At 64.5% G+C, this 18,471-nt stretch carries 10 protein-coding genes and 1 pseudogene; 5 read left to right on the top strand and 6 right to left on the bottom strand.

All coding sequences use genetic code 11. From position 1 onward, the window contains the following. Window positions 1-74: 74 nt before the first annotated feature. Entirely contained in the window at window positions 75-1,718 is a 1,644-nt protein-coding gene (locus PI246_RS10485; RefSeq protein WP_320551242.1) for a multicopper oxidase family protein, read from the bottom strand. 509 nt (window positions 1,719-2,227) lie between these two features. Between PI246_RS10485 and PI246_RS10480 the strand changes: the two are divergent. Together PI246_RS10480 and PI246_RS10475 are read left to right on the top strand one after the other, a co-directional pair. Next, window positions 2,228-2,615 (top strand): annotated as a pseudogene (locus PI246_RS10480) (transposase); the annotation flags it as partial. A gap of 227 nt (window positions 2,616-2,842) precedes the next feature. Continuing rightward, a complete protein-coding gene (locus PI246_RS10475) occupies window positions 2,843-3,277 on the top strand; it encodes an aspartate 1-decarboxylase (protein WP_320551241.1) in 435 nt (144 codons plus the stop codon). A 55-nt stretch (window positions 3,278-3,332) separates the two neighbouring features. Here the strand turns inward: PI246_RS10475 and PI246_RS10470 are convergent, their stop codons facing one another. Continuing rightward, window positions 3,333-4,388 (bottom strand): hypothetical protein, encoded by a 1,056-nt coding sequence (locus PI246_RS10470; RefSeq protein WP_320551240.1) that lies wholly within the window; start codon window positions 4,386-4,388, stop codon window positions 3,333-3,335. A gap of 63 nt (window positions 4,389-4,451) precedes the next feature. Here PI246_RS10470 and PI246_RS10465 point away from each other — a divergent pair, with 63 nt between their 5' ends. Then, window positions 4,452-5,228, top strand: coding sequence for a hypothetical protein (locus PI246_RS10465; RefSeq protein WP_320551239.1), 777 nt, complete (start codon window positions 4,452-4,454; stop codon window positions 5,226-5,228). A gap of 41 nt (window positions 5,229-5,269) precedes the next feature. After that, on the top strand, window positions 5,270-6,013 hold the full coding sequence (locus PI246_RS10460; protein WP_320551238.1) for a hypothetical protein: 744 nt from the start codon (window positions 5,270-5,272) through the stop codon (window positions 6,011-6,013). 33 nt (window positions 6,014-6,046) lie between these two features. Here PI246_RS10460 and PI246_RS10455 read toward each other — a convergent pair whose 3' ends face one another. Next, entirely contained in the window at window positions 6,047-6,877 is an 831-nt protein-coding gene (locus PI246_RS10455; RefSeq protein WP_320551237.1) for a thioesterase II family protein, read from the bottom strand. 58 nt (window positions 6,878-6,935) lie between these two features. Between PI246_RS10455 and PI246_RS10450 the strand changes: the two genes are divergently transcribed. Further along, window positions 6,936-8,078, top strand: coding sequence for an alpha-hydroxy acid oxidase (locus PI246_RS10450; RefSeq protein ID WP_320551236.1), 1,143 nt, complete (start codon window positions 6,936-6,938; stop codon window positions 8,076-8,078). 15 nt (window positions 8,079-8,093) lie between these two features. Here the strand turns inward: PI246_RS10450 and PI246_RS10445 are convergent, their stop codons facing one another. The 3 genes from PI246_RS10445 to PI246_RS10435 form a co-directional block, all read right to left on the bottom strand. Further along, window positions 8,094-9,740, bottom strand: coding sequence for a cyclic peptide export ABC transporter (locus PI246_RS10445; protein WP_320551235.1), 1,647 nt, complete (start codon window positions 9,738-9,740; stop codon window positions 8,094-8,096). Further along, on the bottom strand, window positions 9,737-14,467 hold the full coding sequence (locus PI246_RS10440; RefSeq protein ID WP_320551234.1) for a non-ribosomal peptide synthetase: 4,731 nt from the start codon (window positions 14,465-14,467) through the stop codon (window positions 9,737-9,739). Before PI246_RS10440 ends, PI246_RS10445 begins: the two co-directional genes overlap by 4 nt. Further along, on the bottom strand, window positions 14,464-18,471 hold a 4,008-nt coding region (locus PI246_RS10435; protein ID WP_320551233.1), incomplete at its 5' end, for an amino acid adenylation domain-containing protein. The genes PI246_RS10440 and PI246_RS10435, both read right to left, overlap by 4 nt.

Here is an 18,471-nt window from a genome sequence, read left to right as displayed (position 1 = left end):
CGTGATGACGCTCACGTGTCAACGCAAGATATTTCGAACGATGGCGCGCGCCGCGACGAAATCGCGATACTGACTCACACCAGTTCGTAAGGACGCATCATCTCGTTGTCCTCATGTTCGAGGTAATGGCAATGCCAGACGTATTTGCCAGGCTCGCCGTCGAAGTGCGCGACGATGCGGGTGACCATGCCAGGATCGCATCGCACGGTGTCTTTCCATCCGGCTTCGTGCGCCGGCGGAGGTATCGACGGCCCGGTGAACTTCAGTTCCTTGTGGGCATTCCATGCGAAGAGATCGAATGGACGGCGTTCTACCACCTGGAAGCGCACCAGGTGCAAGTGGATCGGATGCGCATCGCCCGTCACGTTGACGAACGTCCACGTTTCGACGGTGCCCTTCCTGGGCTTCTCGCTGATGGGATCGCTCCACATCTTTCCATCGAGCAGCATCGTCATCGGATTGCCACCGGAGTCGTCCTGTTCGCCCAGGGCGAGCACGCGATCCTGCACCGCGGTGGAGGGATCGATGCGTGGCACCGGACGTAACGTGGCCGGCACCACCGACGTGTCGCGGCGACCCTTGGCGCGAACGCGGAACTCGACGATACCCTCCGCCTGGTGGCGTAGCTGCACTGACTGCCCCGCATACGCGCTGAAGTCGACGATCACGTCGGCGCGTTCGGCGGGATACAGTTCGATGCCCAGGCGATCGACGGGCGCGGCCAGCAGGCCCTGGTCGCTACCGATCTGACGGAACGGCTTGCCGTGGGACAGCGACAGGTGGAAGAAGCTGGTGTTTGCGACGTTGATCAGCCGAAAGCGGTAGCGCCGCGGTTCCACGTCGAGATAGGGATACAGCTTGCCGTTGCATAGCACCGCATCGCCGTGGCATTCGGATACCCACGGCGCTTCGGGGTCGTCCGATACCGGATAGTAGAGCTTGCCGCTCTTGGCGAGCAGGCGGTCATAGAGCGTCAGGGGGATGTCGAATTCGCCCGAGGGCAACCCGAGGGCTTGCTCGTCGTCATCGTGCACAAGAAAACTGCCGAACAGGCCCGCGTAGATGTTCAACCGCGTGATGCCCATGGCGTGATCGTGATACCACAACGTGGTGGCATCCTGGTCACCCGCGTAAAGGGCGGTGGCCGATTTGCCCGGCACGTACCAGTCTTCCGGCCAACCATCGTTGGGTGCGGACACCCGCGCGCCATGCACGTGCGTGACGGTGCGGACCTCGGGTCTGGACTTCTCCGCGCCGTGGATACCGTGGTCGATCGGCAGGAAATGGCGCGTCGGGAGTTCGTTGACCCAGTCCACCAATACCGGCTCGCCTCGCCGCGTCACGATCGTGGGGCCCGGTGTGGAGCCGGCATAACCCCATTGCGGCGTCGGCGGCAGATCCCGGTGTACCTTGGCGCTGAAGGCACGCATGGGCATGCGGTAAACGGGAAGCTGCCGGGCACCGAACGCGGGATGGGCACGCTTGCCGGTCGGCAAGGCGATCGGCGGCACGGGCAGCGCGTCGACGAACCGCGCCAGCGTCAACGGATTCACCAACGGCGCGTTCGGCGCAGCGAGGCCAGGCATGGTCATGCGTTGTGGCATGGGCATGGTCATCGGCATGTCCATCGCGCGGGCCACGCGCGAGGTGTCGATGAGAACGGATGCACCGACCAGTCCGCCGGCGACGCTCAGGAAATGGCGTCGGGAAGTATCCATGGGAAGCATCGTCGATTGGCTGTCGAGCGGATCACCGTAGGTCGGCTGGATGACAGGGATGTTTCAGTGCGGGACACCCGTCACGTCGCGCGTAGCGCTCGCTCCACGATGCGGTATAAGCCGGACGCAGAGCGTGCCCTTATACCAAGTACCAGATCAGCGTAAATCGACGCTACTTTTCACAGAGCGCTTCTGAGCGAGGAAAGCTTACTTGTCGATCCTTGCTGGTAAGGGATGAGTGCGCGGTTGGTGTCGTTCGGTCAGTCCGAGTGGCATCCGCCTGGAACTTGTAGATCGTAAGCGTTTTTATGGCGTAGTTCTCCCAAACAGCCTGGTCAGAACCAGTATGGTTGCGGACAAGCTTGTCGTAGGAGGCCTTCGACTCGGCAACGTGACCTGCCTTAAAGGCCAAATACGCCAGAACAGCTTGGTCTTCGACACGACGAGTGACCTGCCCCACGGAGCCGTACCACGTGAAGCTGCAAAGTCCGTCAACTGAGAGGACGGGTATGAAGAAGAGTCGTTTCACCACCGAGCAGATCATTAGCCTCATCAAACAGGCCGACGCAGGTATGGCGGTCTCGGAGCTGGCCCGCCAAAATGGTTTCAGTCCCGCCAGCTTCTACGCCTGGCAGGCCGAGTACGGCGGCATGGAGGCCGAGGACGCCAGGCGGCTGAAAGACATCGAGTCTGAGAACCGTCGGCTGAAGCGTCTGTTGGCGGAGGCGTACTTGGACATCGAGGCGCTGAAGGTCGGGTTCGGGGTAAACGCTAGCCCCGCAACGCAAGCGCGAAGCAATCCGGCGCATGTGTGAGCTGATCCCGATCAGCGAGCGCCGGGCTTGCCGCCTTGCGGGGCTGTCCCGCGATGCGTTCGGTCATGAATCCGTGCCGACATCACCTCCAGGCACGCCTCCTCGCCCTCCGGCGACGACCACGCGTTGCCCCGCGATCCGACGCATCGAAACGCCATGGAAAAGGCATGCGAGGAATTCGAAAGAAAAGGCTAAGCCGACGTGGACGATGCCGTCGCTTCGCATTAGGCGGTGCCCCATGAATATGCTAGTGTGCCAGCGGCATGTCGATGCGATTGACTAGAGAAGCATTTCGAACAGGAGATTGAAATGATTCGCCTGATGCACGCGAAGCTCCATCGCGCCAAGATCACAGCCTGTAATGTCGATTACATGGGTAGCTTGACGATCGACCCCTTGTGGATGAAGGAGGTGGGCATTCTCCCGCTGGAAGAGGTCCAAGTCGTCAACGTGACCAATGCCAATCGTTTCGTCACGTATGCCATTCCGGGGACACCGGGAGCGGGTGAGATTGAACCCAATGGCGCCTGCGCGCATCTGTGCAGCGAAGGCGACATCGTCATCATCTACGCCATGGAGTCGGTGCCTCGCCACCAGGTCGTCGATGGGGGGCATGTGGCGAGGGTGCTGGTGTTCGACGGCGATGGAACCACCAGCCTGCTGCGCCAGACGGTGAACACCGACGGCAGCGAATTTTCTTTCGATTCCCACGACGTCGCGCAGGAAGGCCTCGCCACGGTCTAGCGCATTCGATCCGGTCGCGGCGACGATGCTTGTGTTGTCGCGGCCGGATGCGGTTTCAGGTCATCGGCGGCAGCGGCGGCCCCGAAACGATGTAGCGCGAGAAGATCCGTCCACACGCCGCATCCATGCGCCGCCCCATGCGGCTTCGCCGCGGTGTGACAATGGGGTTCGTCCGTTCTCGAATGAGCGCACAAAGGGTATTCGCATCGTATTGCGCACTAGCGCTCGTGTCCTGCCCCGGCTTGACGACGGCGTGTGCGATCAGTTCGAAGCGTTCCGCCCAGAGCGCTTTCAGTAATAGGCTCGGCGACATCACGTTCAAGGTCAATGCGCCCCGTGCGGCGGCGGTATCGACTTCTTCCGCGGAGGCTGCGCATTGCATGGACCAGTGCTCGCCCATGCGCTGGTGATGGCGCAGGTGCAGCGCCCCGGGGAAGCCGCTCGCGCCGCCGGCGGCCCTGACGTTGACCGAATTCAGGAAGACGTTACCCGGATCGCCGGGATCGGCCAGGCCGTGCCAGGCGTAGGCGTTGACGGCGATGGCCGTGCCGAAGAAGAAGCGGACGCCGAATATGAGCAGCGCGGCAACCGGATTGTGGATCGCGACGACGACGAGGAAGAGCATCCAGTACGACGCGCCCGCCAGCAGTTGGCGCAAGGGACGTTTTTTGCCCTTGCGCCGCAGATAGGCGATGACGTCGAGGGCGAAAGCGAAGCTGACGCCACACGTCAGGGCAAAGATGCAGAAGTCGAAGAAACTCTTGCGATCGTGCTTCACGGTCGACTGCACGTCGTCCGGGCCGTTGTTCTCGACGTGATGGATGTAGATATGCTGCACGCGATAGTAAGCGGGCATCCGGCAGAACAGAGGGTTGAGGGCCAGGCGCAGGTAGCGGTTCATCGCCCGTGGAACGAACCGCCGCCATCCCGACGAACCTTCGCGGGGCCGGAACAGGTGGTTGTGGATATCGGTATGGTCCAGGGTTTCATGGACCAGGCTGCTGCCGACGGCGACCATCGCGACATAGGACAACCCCGCGAACCACGACACGTGACGAGGAAGGATGACCGCCGCGGCCAGGGGAACGATCAATACGCTGCCGCCGATCACGGAGCGAAGGAAGATGGCGTTCAACGGGATCCGCAGGCAGGAGGCGAAACGGCGCTCGAGTGGATGCCGGCCGATGGCGTCCTGTATCGCATCCGGATCGGGCAGCACGCTCGCGTGGAAGTGCGCCATGATCAACACGTACATCAACACGACCCACACGAGCGCGTACGCGGCCCAGCGCAGGTACGCTTCGCGCAGGGGAATGTCTACGATTCCGGCACCGAGGGCGGCGGTCAGCAGGGCGGTGGCAAGGAGCCATGCCAACGGGTGACGGGAAAGGGGCTTGCCCAGGCCCAAGGCTCGATCGAATGCCGCGCCCACCCACATCACGAAGGACATGAGACGTTCGAACAGGAAATGCACGGTGACATAGAGAACGGCGAAGGGCAGGATGCAGAAACGCCCGGCCAATACGGCAACTTCCCTGAAACGCATGATGTGGAACCCCTATGGCCCAGGACGAGTCTACACGTGGCATCGGCGGCGGCCAATGAAGCGAGCCTGATGGACACGGGCAATCGGTTGCGTGGCAAGGAAAAAGCGGTGTACGCTGGCGCGAGCCCATACCTTCGGTACGGGCGCCCGTATCGCAAGGCCATCACCTGTGTGACGCCAAGGGGGATCAAGGACGAACCGGACACGCACAGGGGTCAACCCGCCACCACGGTGGCGCGCCCGGACACCGCAGACAGTCGCCGCATGGGTGACGTGGCGAAAGTGTGCGTGACGCCCATGGATGGCGTTCCGGATTTTCACGACGTCCGTCACGATATCAACATCGAAGCGGTCGCTCGTCTCGTCCATGCGCGGCGTCGACGAACCGGGAGTCGCCGCTCGTGATTCGACCATCATCCATCCACTCATTGACGATCGAGGTAGCGATGAGCGAGGCACCGGACTACATCACCGAACATGCCGTCTTCGATGCGGGCACGTGCCGTGCCGTGCTCGATGCCCTCCCTAAAGCCGCCGGGGCCTACGTCGACCGCTATCCCGCCACGCCGGGAAAGTTCGTCACCTACGGCCGCGCGGCCTATCTCGACATCTGCATGCCGGACGCCGACGCGCAGGAGCAGTATTATTCGAAGGTCGCCGCCTCCAACCGGGTGTTGATGGATGCCATGGGCGAGATGTATGCCCAGCTGAAATCGGTGGTCGGCGGCATTCTCGGCGCCCCCGTCACCTACCGCCCCGACGTGCTGGGCGTACCTGGCCTTCACGTGATCCGCGGCGATGCCATCAACATCACCCAGGGGTTCGGCGTACATTTCGACACGCAATACGAAAGGCTGCGCCTACCCGTGCCCATGGATGAGGACACCTACCCCATCTCCTTCACCTTGCCGCTGTTGATGCCGAAGAACGGCACGGGTCTGCAGGTATACGACCTGAATTCGAAAGACCTCGGCCGACTTTCCGACCCGGGCGAGACGAGGTCCCTGAGCGAACTTGCCCAGCTTTGCGGATCCAGGTACCTGCCGTACTCCGTCGGAACGCTGGTCTTCCATCACGGCCTGCTCGGACACCACGCGGCGTCGAGCGCCGTCGCCGGTGAGGACGACGAACGCATTACCGTGCAAGGCCACGGCGTGCTTTGTGGCGGCGAGTGGATTCTTTATTGGTGAGCCCGACGTATCGCGGGCAGTCGTATCGGCCGGTTAGTGATCCAGGGCGGTAAGATTCAGGTAACCGGCCAAGGTCTCGCGTATCCGTCCCACGACCGCCGCGCGCTGCGACTGAATGAAGAAATGCCCACCATCGAGCCATGCGAAGTCGACCTCGCACTCGGTCTCCCGGCTCCATGACCGAATGCGGGAAGCCTCGCAATCATCGTCTTCACGCCCGGCGAGGACCGTCATCGGCATCGGCAGCGAAGGGCCCGGCACGTAAGCGTAGTTCTCCGCCAGCGTAAAGTCGGCGCGAATCGTCGGCAGCACCAATTCCATCAATTCCCGATGCTCGAGTATCTCCGGCGGGGTTCCGTCGAAGCGTTTGAGTTCCTCGATGAGCTCGGCGTCGGGAAGACGATGCAGATACTTCGAAGGTGACCGGTCCGACGGTGCCTCGCAGCCGGACACGAACAGGTGCCGCAATCGACCTCGTGCATGCGCGGGAAGACCTCGGGCGATCTCGAAGGCCAGCAACGCACCGAGGCTATGTCCGAATAGTGCGCACGGCAGTGCGTCTTGTCCGATCCGTTCGGCCACGGCCGGCACCAGGCTACCGAGCAGGGCATTCATGTCGGTGATGGCCGGCTCATGAAAGAGATTGCCGCGGCCAGGCAACTGGATCGCGCACACTTCGATGTCCGGTGCGAGCGACTCCTGCCAATCGAGGTAGCCCACGGCACTGCCACCGGCGTAAGCAAGGCAGAACAGACGCATGCGTGGCCGCGCCAGCGGGCGGCGCATGAACCATCCGGAAGCCGCCTTGGGCATGGACTGAACGGCCTGTTCCACGATCTGAATCGTCTTCTGCGAGTCACCCATGCTTTTTCCATCATACAGTGAATAAAATCGTGGAAATGCCTGTTCATGGAGTGCCGGCTTGAACGCCATCGCCTGCATCGACGATCTACGTCGCGTCGCCCGATCCCGTCTTCCGAGGGTACTCTACGATTACGTTCATGGGGGCTCATGGACGGAATCGGCGTGCAGGGCGAACGTCGAGGATTTCCGCGACGTCCTCCTGCTCCAGCGGGTGGGACGCGACGTTTCCAGCCGCTCGACGCGTACGCGGATGCTGGGCCAGAACGCCTCGATGCCGGTCGCCCTCGCGCCCGCGGGCCTCACCGGCCTGCTCTATCCCGACGGCGAGATTGCCGCCGCCCGCGCGGCGCGTGGCATGGGCGTACCTTTCACGCTTTCGACGATGTCCATCTGCTCGATCGAAGACATCGCCCGTCACGTCGGCGGCGACTTCTGGTTCCAGCTCTACGTCATGCGCGACCGGGCCTTCGTACGGCGGCTGGTCGACCGGGCCCGCGATGCCGGCTGTCCCGTGCTCGTGCTCACGCTCGACCTCCAGGCGCAAGGCATACGTTACCGGGACCTGCACAATCGCCTGTCCGTGCCGCTACGCATCACCCCGTCCACGCTGTGGGACATGGCGACGCGGCCACGTTGGGCGATGCGCCTGTTGCGCGCGCGTCGCCGCCGGTTCGGAAACCTCCTGGATGCCCACGAAGGCGATACCTCGATGCGTGGGCTGGCCGCATGGACCCAGGCTCAGTTCGACCCGACGCTCAGCTGGGAGGACGTCGCCTGGATCCGGGATCTCTGGCCCGGCAAGCTCGTGCTCAAGGGCATCACCGATCCCGCGGATGCCCGACAGGCTGCCCACCTGGGTGCCGACGGCGTGATCGTATCGAACCATGGCGGACGACAGCTCGACGCCGTTCCCTCCAGCATTCGCATGTTGGAACACGTCGTCGGCGAAGTCGGTAGCCAGTTGGAAGTTCACCTGGACGGCGGAGTTCGTGACGGCCAGGATGTGGTTCGCGCGCTGGGCCTGGGTGCCAAGGGCGTTTTCGTCGGCAGGCCCTACCTTTATGGCCTGGCCGCCACCGGCGAAGACGGCGTGCGGCAATGCCTCGAACTCCTTCGACGTGACATGGACCTGGTGATGGCGTTCTGCGGGGTGTGCGACGTGACGGAGATAGACCGGCGAGTCATCTTCGGAACGCGCTGACGCCGCGCACTCGGGTCAGACGGCGGCCGCCCTGCGCGCCGCGTCCACCTCGACGTCGAGCAGCCGTCCATCACCCAGGCGCAGTACCCTGTCCGCGCAATCGAAGTAGGCGTCGTCATGGGAGATGACGATCACCATCTTCCCCCGGGCGCGCAGGTCCGGCAGAAGTTCGCGATAGAACACGCGCTTGAATTCCGGATCCTGGTCGGCCGCCCATTCGTCGAAGAGATAGATCGGCCGGTCTTCCATGAAGCTGGCGACGAGCGCCAACCGCTTGCGCTGCCCTGACGATAGCTTGATGGTCGAGAAGCGCCCGCCATCGGCCGTCACCTTGCTCTGCAGCCCGAAGCGGGCGATGTAGGCGTTCGCCCTGTGATCCATCGCTTCGCGATCCTTCTGCAGCAACTGCTCGAAGAGGTGGAAGTCCGCGAACACGGCCGAAAAGTGCTGCCGATACCGATCACGATTATCCGAATCCACGATCACGCCATCGAGAAGTATCGTCCCGCCCATCGGTTCGTACAAGCCCAGCAGCAGCATGCCGAGCGTCGTCTTTCCGCTGCCGTTACCGCCGACGATGAAGGTGATCTCGCCCGAGCGCAGTTCCACGTCGATCGGTCCAAGCGTATAACTGAGTTCGTCCAGTTCGTCGCGGTAGCGGTAGAGCACCGATTGCAACGAGAGCGACGACGGCGCGCGCGTCCACGGGTCCCGCGTGTCGGATCGCGCATCGTCCGCCCCGGATTCCGGCAGCGTCTTGTCCAGCAGCTCAATGCGCCGCAGGGCGATCTCGCCGTTGCGCAGGCTCTGTATCGACGTCGTCAGGACCTGGATCGGTCCAAGGATGTACAGCAGCGCGAAGGCGAACTGCGTGAGTTCGGCACCGGGATGCTGGCCCCAGAACGGCGCGGCAAACAGCACCACTCCCATGATCAGGTAAAACAGTATGTTTCCAAAGGTGCTGACCAGGGCGAAGAGCGACAGTGAATCGTTTGCCAGCTTGCGCTGCAATGCGGCCTGCCTGGAAAGCACCTCGCTGAGGAAATAATTGGCGCGATCATTGTTGAGCTGGAGCTCGCGGCTTCCGTCGATCAAGTCGCGCAGCGCCGCATTCAAGTCGTCCAGTTGCACGCGCATGGCCACCAGCTTGCGGAAGGGAATGCGCTCCAGCGCAAAATAGAAAGCCAGTGTCGACCCCAACAGCACCACGAACGGCAGGAACAGGCTCAGCGAGAGCCAGGCCATGTAGACCAGGCAGGCGAGGAGCAACACGAGCTGGCCGAGCAAAAAGGGCATCTGCTGGAATGACTGCGTCACCATCAGGATGTCGTTGTTAAGGATGGTGTAAAGCTCCCTGCGACCGATCTTCTGCAGCGTGGCGTGCCGCGTCGCCAGTATCTTCCGGCTCAGGTCGACACGCATCCTGTACATGGCGCCCTGGATGAGGCGTATCGACGCGATTCCCGCCAACGAACCGGCGATCACGGTCAACAGGCACAACCCGACGAAAGGCCAGATCAGGACGAGCCCGTTCTTCGCACTGATGGATCGCGCTATCACGGAAATCAGTCCCGCCGCGGCCACGCCGGCCACGGAGCCCGCGAACACGGTAAATGCCAGCAAGCCCGCGGATTGCCGGAAGACGTATCCGAGAAGTCTCATGGCCCCACCTCCATCTTCGAGGCCTCAGGTATCTTGCACCGCCTCACTTCGTCCGCGAACGCCGCATCGAAGCGTTCGATCGCCTCGTGATCGAACAGTTCGGCGTTGTAGTTCCAGGAGACATGCAGATTCCTGTCGATGATGGAGCAGACGAACATGATGTAGTTTTCGCCGAGGGCGAGCGATTCCCTGTTCTCGACCTTTGGGTAGGCTTCGTCGGTGAGCGGCAGCGGCAACGTCGTATACGTCGGTTCGCTCGCGTGCGATGGCAGCGCGCCCGTACGGGTACGGCCCAGGAAGTTGAAGTTGATGCGCGGTTCCGGAAGGTCGGCGAGCCGTTGCCGAACGGCCGGATCCGGATGAAGGAACTTGAGCAGCCCGAAACTCTTGTCGCGCGGAAGATCGTGTACCTGCCTGCACAGGTCCGGCATGCCGTCTTCGATGGGCGCGCCGATATCCACGTCGAGAAGCAGGGGATACATCGTGGCAATCCAGCCGACCATGCGATCGAGGTTTGGCCCACCGTCCGGCTGCTTTCGCCCGTTGTCGATCACGTTCATCCACAGGTAGTCGCGTCCCGACCACCGTGCGTACGCACGGGCGAACAATGCGATCAACCAGGCCTCGAGCTGCTTGCCGTCCTGGTGATCGACCGAATCGAGAAGGGCCGATGCATCGTGTTCCCGGGGCCAGTTGGTAAAGCACCAGACATAGCACTTGCCGTCCGGTCGGCTCAGGGGAATGCCCAGGTCACCGCGAGCGCCCGCTCGCGACCAGTAATCCAGCCGCGCCAGGCAGGCCGGGCTGTGCGCATAATCTTCGAGGTAGCCGACGTATTGCCGGTAAGTGACGGGCAACGGGGGGAGCTTCGGCGGCAGTCCCCGTGCGAGTTGGTCGACCACGTGGGCGAACTCCTGGCCGATGATGTTCATCGACACGCCGTCGATCACGTAATGGTGCGCGCAGCACAATAAACGGTAAGGCTGCCCCGGGCCCCCGTCGAGCATGGCCAGCTGGATCAGCGGCCCTCGCTCGATGCTGGCCGTCTCGACCATGCGCCGGTGTTCCGCGGTCATCAAGGCGATGTCGCCGCCGCTCACGGCTGACGCATCGCGGATCGTGAACGCCACCGTGCCGTCGAAGGGGGCGATGCGAGCCTCCCAGCTTCCATCGTCCCGGCACACGAAGTTCTGCCGAAGGGCGTCATGGCGTTCGACCAGCACCTTGAATGCCTCATGGGCGCGCTCGGGCGTGCACGACTCGGGCAGGCCGAACAGGGAAAAGAGATTCCACCAATCGCGCGTTTGCCTGCTGGACACGCCGAACGCATGCCGGATGTTCGGGATGATCGCGACCGGTCCGCCTCCCCCGATGTCCCCGGATGCGCCGTCGGCTCCATCCGTGCGAACCCGGGGGCCCAGCTGGCGAATCGTCGGATGTTCGAAGATGTCGCGTATGTCCAGATGCATGTCGTCGAGCGAGATTCCCGTGACGAACCGGGCAGCCAGCATCGAATCGCCGCCTGCGGTGAAGAAATCGGCGTCGATGTCGACATGTTCCGGCGGCATGCCCAGCAGCTTCGCCCAATGAGCGGCAAGCTTGCTCTCCACGGCATTGCGCGGCGGCGTACGAGCGGTCCGCGCGACGACGTCCATACGCTCGAGCGCCTTGCGGTCGATTTTTCCATGGGGCGTTAGCGGCCAGGCCTCGACCGGCACGAAATGGGACGGCACCATGTAATCGGGGAGCACGGCCTTGAGCGAGGCCCGCCAGCGTACCGAACGATCCTCCGGCGACGACTCCCACGATCCGACCACGTAGGCGATCAGGCGTCGGTGCCCCGCCTCGTCCTCGACGGCAAGCACGATCGCCCCCTCGATGCCCGGCAGGCTCTCCAACCGCCGCTCGATTTCGCCCGGTTCGACCCGGAAGCCGCGAACCTTGACCTGCGCGTCGTTGCGCCCCGCATAGAGGATCGCCCCGTCGGACGCGTACTCGCCCATGTCGCCGGTGCGATAAAGGAGGGCCCCGCCTTCCTTCGAAAAGGGATCGGCGACAAATCGCTCGGCCGTCAGGGCGTCGCGGTGCAGATACCCTTGGGCGACACCGGCGCCGCCCAGGTAGAGTTCGCCCGGCGCCCCCGCCGGTACCTCCTGCATGTACCTGTCCAGGATATGCACCCGCGTACCGCGCAACGGAAACCCGATCGGCACCGGGTCGGCCTGCCCGGGCAAGCACTGCCAGGCGCTCGCGCAGACCGTCGCCTCGCTCGGTCCGTACGCGTTGAATAACCGGCGTCCACGGACGAACCGTCGTGCCAGTTCGGCTTTCATGACTTCCCCTGCGACGACAAGCGTTCGCACGGACGATAGATCTTCCGGTTCCAGCAGGGCCAGCACCGAGGGCGGCAAGGTGAGATGCGTGATCGCGTGGTCCGCGATCGCCTGCTGCAACGGACCGCCCGGCAACAGGTGTTCCGCATCGGCTAGGCAGAGGGTCGCCCCCGCGGCAAACGCCATCGCGATCTCGAAGATGCTGGCGTCGAAGCTCGTCGAGGAGAATTGCAGGATGCGGCTGCCGGGGGAGGGATCGAACAGCCCGATTTGCTGCCGCGCCAGGTTGGCCAGCCCGCGATGCACGTTGACCACGCCCTTGGGCTTGCCCGTGGAACCCGAGGTATAGATGACGTAGGCGGGGGTCTCCCCACCGATATCACCGGCTACCAGGTCGGATGCGGCGCAGCCATCGATATGCGCGGAGGTCGCGGTGTCGTCGAGCACGAACGTGCGCAGCAGCCCGAGCGCGGGCAGGTCGGGTTCGACGGATGCCGTCGTGAGCAACGCAGCCGGCGCGCTGTCTTCCAACAGATACGCCAGCCGTTGCTCCGGGTAGGTCGGATCGACCGGCACGTAAACGGCGCCCAGCTTGAGCACGGCCAACATGCCCGTCACGACCTCGACACCCCGATGCATGCACAGCGCCACGCGCTCGCCGGTGCCGATGCCCTGCGCCCGCAGGAAATGCGCTAGCCGGTTGGCTCGTTCATTGAGCTGTCCATACGTCAGGCATCGATCCCGATAGCGCAGGGCCGGCGCATCCGGAGCGGTTTCGGCGTGGCGCTCGACCAGCCCATGCAGGAATACGTCCGCCGGCGTTTCCCAAGGGGGATTGAAGGTTTCCCGCTGGCGATGACACACGTGCGGGGGCAGTACGCCGATATGGCCAAGGATGGTCCCCTCCGGACGGGACAAGGCGTCGACCAGGCCCTGGAGTGAATACCGCAGGCATTCCAGCACCGTCTCGCCCCGTATGCCCGGGGCGGCCTTGACCGTGCAGGCGAGGCCACCGTCCCAGTCGTCGACGATAACGGTCAAGGGATACGTGCTCGACTCCTCGCTGGATTCCAGCCGGATGCCGTCCCATGCGCGCGCCTGGACCGACGCCCCGGTGGACGCCGAGGCGCTCCGCCGATAGTTCATCACCACGGCGAAGAGCGGCGCCTGTGCCGGCAACCCGGTGCAACGCCGGGCCAGCGACAAGGGTGCCTGCTCGTGTTCGAGGAGCAGCCCGAGTGCCTGGTGCATCGCCTGAAGTGCGGTGCCCACGTCCAACGCACCGGACGGCGCACGCAAGGGAAGCGTATTCAGGAACATGCCTACCGCCTGGGTCACGTCCCGCGCACCGTGGTTGCGCCCGGTCAACACCGTGCCGAGCACCACGTCGTCCCCACCGCTGCAGGCGGCGACCACGCGCGCCAGCGCGAGATGCGCCAGCGATGCGACACCAACCCGCTGCTCTTTCGCGCAGCGGCGCAACGCGTGCGCCAACGCCGGCTCGAGCGTCGCCTGGCGTACGCTCAGGCTTTCGCCGCCGGATTCGTGCCGCATCACGCCGAACGGTGCGGCGACCGTATCCACGTCCTGCAGCTGCTCGCGAAAAAACGCTTCGTGGCGCTCCATGTCCTCGTCGCGTGGCGTTTGCAGGCAGCGATGATAGGGAATGGGTTCGGCAAGCCCGGCCGATCGGCCATCGAGATAGGCCTGGACCTCCGCGATGACGATATCCAGCGAGAGGTGGTCGCACACGATGTGGTGGAACAGCAGCGCTAGCCGGTAGCGACCATCGGCGTCGGGCACCGTGACGGCCGAGAACAGCGGCGCCCTGGTCAGGTCGATCCGGGCATGTCGAGGATCGGTTTCCTCCTCGAGTATCGCTTGCGGCGAACGACCCGCGGGCACCTCGAGCGCGATCACCGGCAAGGCGACCTGTCGCCAAACGACCTGCACGGGATGCGCTAGCCCTTGCCAATGCACGGAGGAACGCAACGCCGCATGGCGATTGATGACGCTCCCGAGCGCGGCGAGGAATGCCTCCATGCGCGCGTGGCTATCGAAGACCAGCATCATGCGCACGATGTAGGGGTCGCTCGCCTCGTTAAGGCGATGCTGCAGGAGGATGCCTTCCTGCAGGGGCGAAAGCCCATGGGTTGACTCGATACCGGCTCCGTCCGGCGCCTGTGCGGACAGGCTCGCCAGGGTCGATGCGTCCAGCTCGACGTCGATACCGGACCTGCACCGGGAAAGCAGTGCCTCCTTGTGTGAGCGCAGTTCCTCCACCAGGATCGGATCGAGCATGCCCCGGGGGGCATCGACGACAAGTTCCCCGCCCTCGCCACGGAGCGATATCCCGCGCGATTCGAGTTTCGCCAGCAACATTTCCACGCTCACAGGCGTATCTCCTCGCGGACGCCGCGCCCCGCCGGCTCCGCCTCCATCCGGCTCGCCAGCACGCTCAGCACCGGCATCGTGAATACGTCGCGCGCACCCACCGCGAAACCTTGCGAACGTAGCCGCTCGATCATCGTGATCACCAACAGGGAGTGTCCGCCCAGTTCAAAGAAATGATCGTCGCGGCCGACCTCGGCGACGTCGAGAAGCTCTTTCCACAAGCCGGCCAGCACCCGTTCGCTTTCCGTCCGCGGCGTTTCACGCGTGCGATCGGACATCGCTCTCACCGGGCTGGGCAGGGCGGCCCTGTCCACCTTGCCGTGGGCGGTCAACGGGAACGCCTCCATGACCACGATGGCCGACGGCACCAGGTGCTCGGGCAACCTCTCGGACAGCTGACGGCGCAGCCGCACGGGATCTCCCGAGGCGTCGTTCGCGACGACGTAGAGAACCAGTCGGGATTCCGCTCCGGCATCCCGTTGCGGCAATGCCAACGCCTGACGCACCTCGCCCACCGCGATGGCGGCAGCCTCGACCTCACCGGGTTCGATGCGGTAGCCCCTGAGCTTGAACTGCTGGTCGTTGCGACCAAGGAACTCGATGCGGCCATCCGGCAGCCAGCGCCCAAGGTCGCCGGTCCGGTACATGCGTCCCGTGCCCGACGCGTCGAAGGGATCGGCGACGAACCGTTCATCCGTCCAGTCTGGCCGGTTCCAGTATCCGCGCCCGACGGCGGGCCCCGCGATGCAGATTTCGCCGACGCTTCCCGGGACGCACAAGGCATCGCCGGGACCGAGGACGTAGGCCCTCGCATGGGCCAGCGGCCGGCCTATGGAAAGGCGTTCCACGTGGTCAGGGTCGATCCGGTCGGCGCACGAGAACGTGGTGCATTCGGTCGGTCCATAGCAATGCACGAGTCGCCCCGGCGCCTTCGTCCTGGCGACGTTCGCCACCACCGCGACGTCCGCTTTGTCGCCGCCGAACAACAGGCACTTCAATCGGGGGAAGATATCGGCGGCGGAGGCCGCGTAGCGATCGAGGAGTCCGACCGTCAAGTGCAGGATGGTGACGCCATGGGAGGCAAGCAAGCGCGCGCAGGAATCCGGATCCAGCAGGGTGTGCTGCGGAACCACCAGCAGGGTCGCACCGTTCAGGAGCGTGCTCCACGTCTCCCAGGCCGCCGCGTCGAACGCCGGGTTGGCGCAATAGGCCACGCGGTCGTCCACGTCGATGGGAACATGGCGACGATCGGCGACGAGCGAGAGGACGTTGCGGTGTTCGAGCATCACGCCCTTCGGCGCACCCGTCGAGCCGGAGGTGTAGATGATGTAGGCAAGGTCATCGCCACGTACGCCCACCGGCACCTGCTGCGCGTTGCCACCCCACGACGTCTCGTCGTCAGCGATCGAGCGGATGTCCAGCACCGGCATCGACCGCGATGCCGATACGTTGGCTCCGGCGCCACGTCCGGTCAGCACGGCGGAGGGAGCGCAGTCCACCAGCATCGCTTCGACGCGTGCAAGGGGATAACCGGGGTCGATCGGCACGTATGCCGCGCCCGTTTTGAGCACGCCGAGTTGCCCGACGATCATGTCGGCGCTTCGCTCGCCGACGATCGCCACCCGGTGGCCGGTGCCGATGCCCATGGACCGCAACGCCCTGGCCAAGCGTTCCGCGCAACCGTCCAATGCCTCGTAGCTGAGCGTTGTATCGCCGTCGATGAGCGCGACGGCGCCTTGCCGTTCACGGGCCACGCGCTCGAACGCCTCGTGCAGCGTACCCTCCACGCCCCGTGCCGCATCCACTCCCGACCATTCGAGCAAGCTCCGCCGGTCCGCTTCGCCGAGCATGGCGAGCGCGCCGATCGGCGTGTCGATGTTCTTCACGAAGCCGTCGAGCAGCGTGAGGAAATAGCCCGTGATCCGCTCGATCGTCGAAGCCTCGAAGAGCTGGGAAGAATATTCGAAGGTCCCCTCGATGTTCGTACCGCTCTCGCGCAGGGACAGCGCGAGGTCGAAAGGCGTCGTCCGGTGCTCCAGTTCAAACGATGTCGCCTCAAGCCCGGCCAACCCCCGGCCTGCCGTGGACGGCGTATTGTTGAAGCCGAACATCACCTGCACGAACGGGTTGTACCGCATGTCACGCGCAGGCCTCATCATCTCCACCACGTGCTCGAACGGCAGGTCCTGGTGGTCCAGGGCTCCGAGCATCGACGCACGGACCTCGGCCAGCCAGTCCGATCCGCGCGTGTGCGCTCGTGGCTTCATCCGCAGGGCGAGGGTGTTGACGAGAAAACCGATCAAGCGCTCGCTCTCGGCACGTTGCCGGTTGGCCACGGCCATGCCCACGACGATGTCCTGCTGGCCGCTCAACCGTGACAACAACACGCCCCAGACCGCCATCAGCAACATGGACAAGGTGCATTCGTGGCGGCTGGCCAGCGACCGCAATGCCTGCGAGCGCTCGACGCCAAGACTCAGGTACTGCAGGCGTCCGGCGTGGTTGCCGACCCTGGGACGCGGATGGTCGGTCGGCAGTTCCAGCAACGGCGGCGCGCCATCGAGCTGGTTTCGCCAGTAAGTGCTCTGCCTCTCCCAGGGCTCACCATCGAGCCAGGTGAGCTGCCAGGCGGCATAGTCCGCGTACTGGATGTCCAGTGGCGGGAGCGGATCTTCCCCACCAGACCGGAACGCCGTGTAGAGGGTAGATATCTCATCGGTGAGGATATCGAGCGACCAGCCGTCGGAAACCATGTGGTGCTGGGTGAGAATCAGCACGTGCTCACGATCGGCGGTCCGCAGCAGGCTCACCCGTAACAGGGGTCCCTTGGCCAGGTCGAACGGCGTCGATGCCTGGCGATTCGCATGTTGCGTAATGGCCTGCTGCCGCGATGGATCGTCCCGACCGCGAAGATCGATCACCTCCAGCGGGAAGGCCGCTTCGATCGGACCGATGCACTGCACGGGTGCGTCGCCCATGGTCGTGAAGGTGGTCCGCAGGATCTCGTGCCGTTGCACGAGACGCGCGAAGGCGGCGCGCATGGCCGCGACGTCAAGCTCTCCCCGCAATCGCATTCCCGTCGACACGTGGTAGGCCGACGATGCGCCCATCTCGAGCCGGTCCAGCAACCACAGCCTCTTCTGCGACCAGGACAGCGGAATGGGCCGGTCACGCGGCGTCCGCGGGATGGCGCCTTCCGTCACCGTTTCCGCCGTGGCGACCGCCGCCGTGAACTCCCGCAGCCGCGGATGATTGAAGAGGTCGCCCACGGCGACCTCGATCCCCCATTGCTTGCGCATCGCGGACACGAGTTGTATGGCCCGCAGCGAGTGCCCCCCGAGGTCGAAGAAGCTGTCCTCCCGACCGATCGTTTCCTGCGAAAGCAGGTTGCCCCACAGTGCCGCCATGCGGATCTCGCGCTCGCCTTGGGGCTTCTCCTTGCGAACCGCCGTCTCACCTGCCTCCGCCGGATCGGGCAGCGCCCGCCTGTCCAGCTTTCCGTTGGCGGTCAAGGGCATCGCGTCGAGTACCACGACGTGCGCCGGTATCATGTGCGCGGCTAGGCGACGGCTGAGACTCTGGCGCAGTGCCGCCGTGTCCAGTTCGACGCCTTCCTCGGCAATCAGGTAGGCAACCAACAGCTTCTCCCCGGACGAGTCTTCGCGTACGGCGACGTGCGCCTGGCGCACGCCCTCGCACTCGTGCAGCCGCGCCTCGATCTCGCCCGGCTCCACCCGAAACCCCCGCAACTTCAGCTGACCGTCCGTGCGGCCCAGGAACTCGATCACCCCGTCCGCCCGGTAACGCACCCGGTCCCCCGTCCGGTACATCCGCGCCTCTGCCTCGTCCGAGAACGGATCCGCCACGAACCGTTCCGCTGTCAGCTCCGGGCGATTCAAATAACCCCGAGCCACCCCCGGACCGCCTACGTGCAACTCGCCCGCCACGCCCACCGGCACCGGCTCGCCCCGCTCGTCCAGTACGTATACCCGCGTGTTCGCGAT

It is taken from the genome of Luteibacter sahnii (genome assembly GCF_034063545.1).
Lineage (GTDB): Bacteria > Pseudomonadota > Gammaproteobacteria > Xanthomonadales > Rhodanobacteraceae > Luteibacter > Luteibacter sahnii.
Note: the sequence above shows the minus strand (reverse complement) of the source record. Positions and strands in the feature narration are given on the sequence as shown.

Excerpts from the sequence above, each read along its gene's own strand:
- PI246_RS10485 (WP_320551242.1), bottom strand. The coding sequence starts at position 1,718 with ATGGATACTTCCCGACGCCATTTCCTGAGCGTCGCCGGCGGACTGGTC.
- PI246_RS10475 (WP_320551241.1), top strand. The coding sequence starts at position 2,843 with ATGATTCGCCTGATGCACGCGAAGCTCCATCGCGCCAAGATCACAGCC.
- PI246_RS10465 (WP_320551239.1), top strand. The coding sequence starts at position 4,452 with ATGCCGGCCGATGGCGTCCTGTATCGCATCCGGATCGGGCAGCACGCT.
- PI246_RS10460 (WP_320551238.1), top strand. The coding sequence starts at position 5,270 with ATGAGCGAGGCACCGGACTACATCACCGAACATGCCGTCTTCGATGCG.
- PI246_RS10455 (WP_320551237.1), bottom strand. The coding sequence starts at position 6,877 with ATGGGTGACTCGCAGAAGACGATTCAGATCGTGGAACAGGCCGTTCAG.
- PI246_RS10445 (WP_320551235.1), bottom strand. The coding sequence starts at position 9,740 with ATGAGACTTCTCGGATACGTCTTCCGGCAATCCGCGGGCTTGCTGGCA.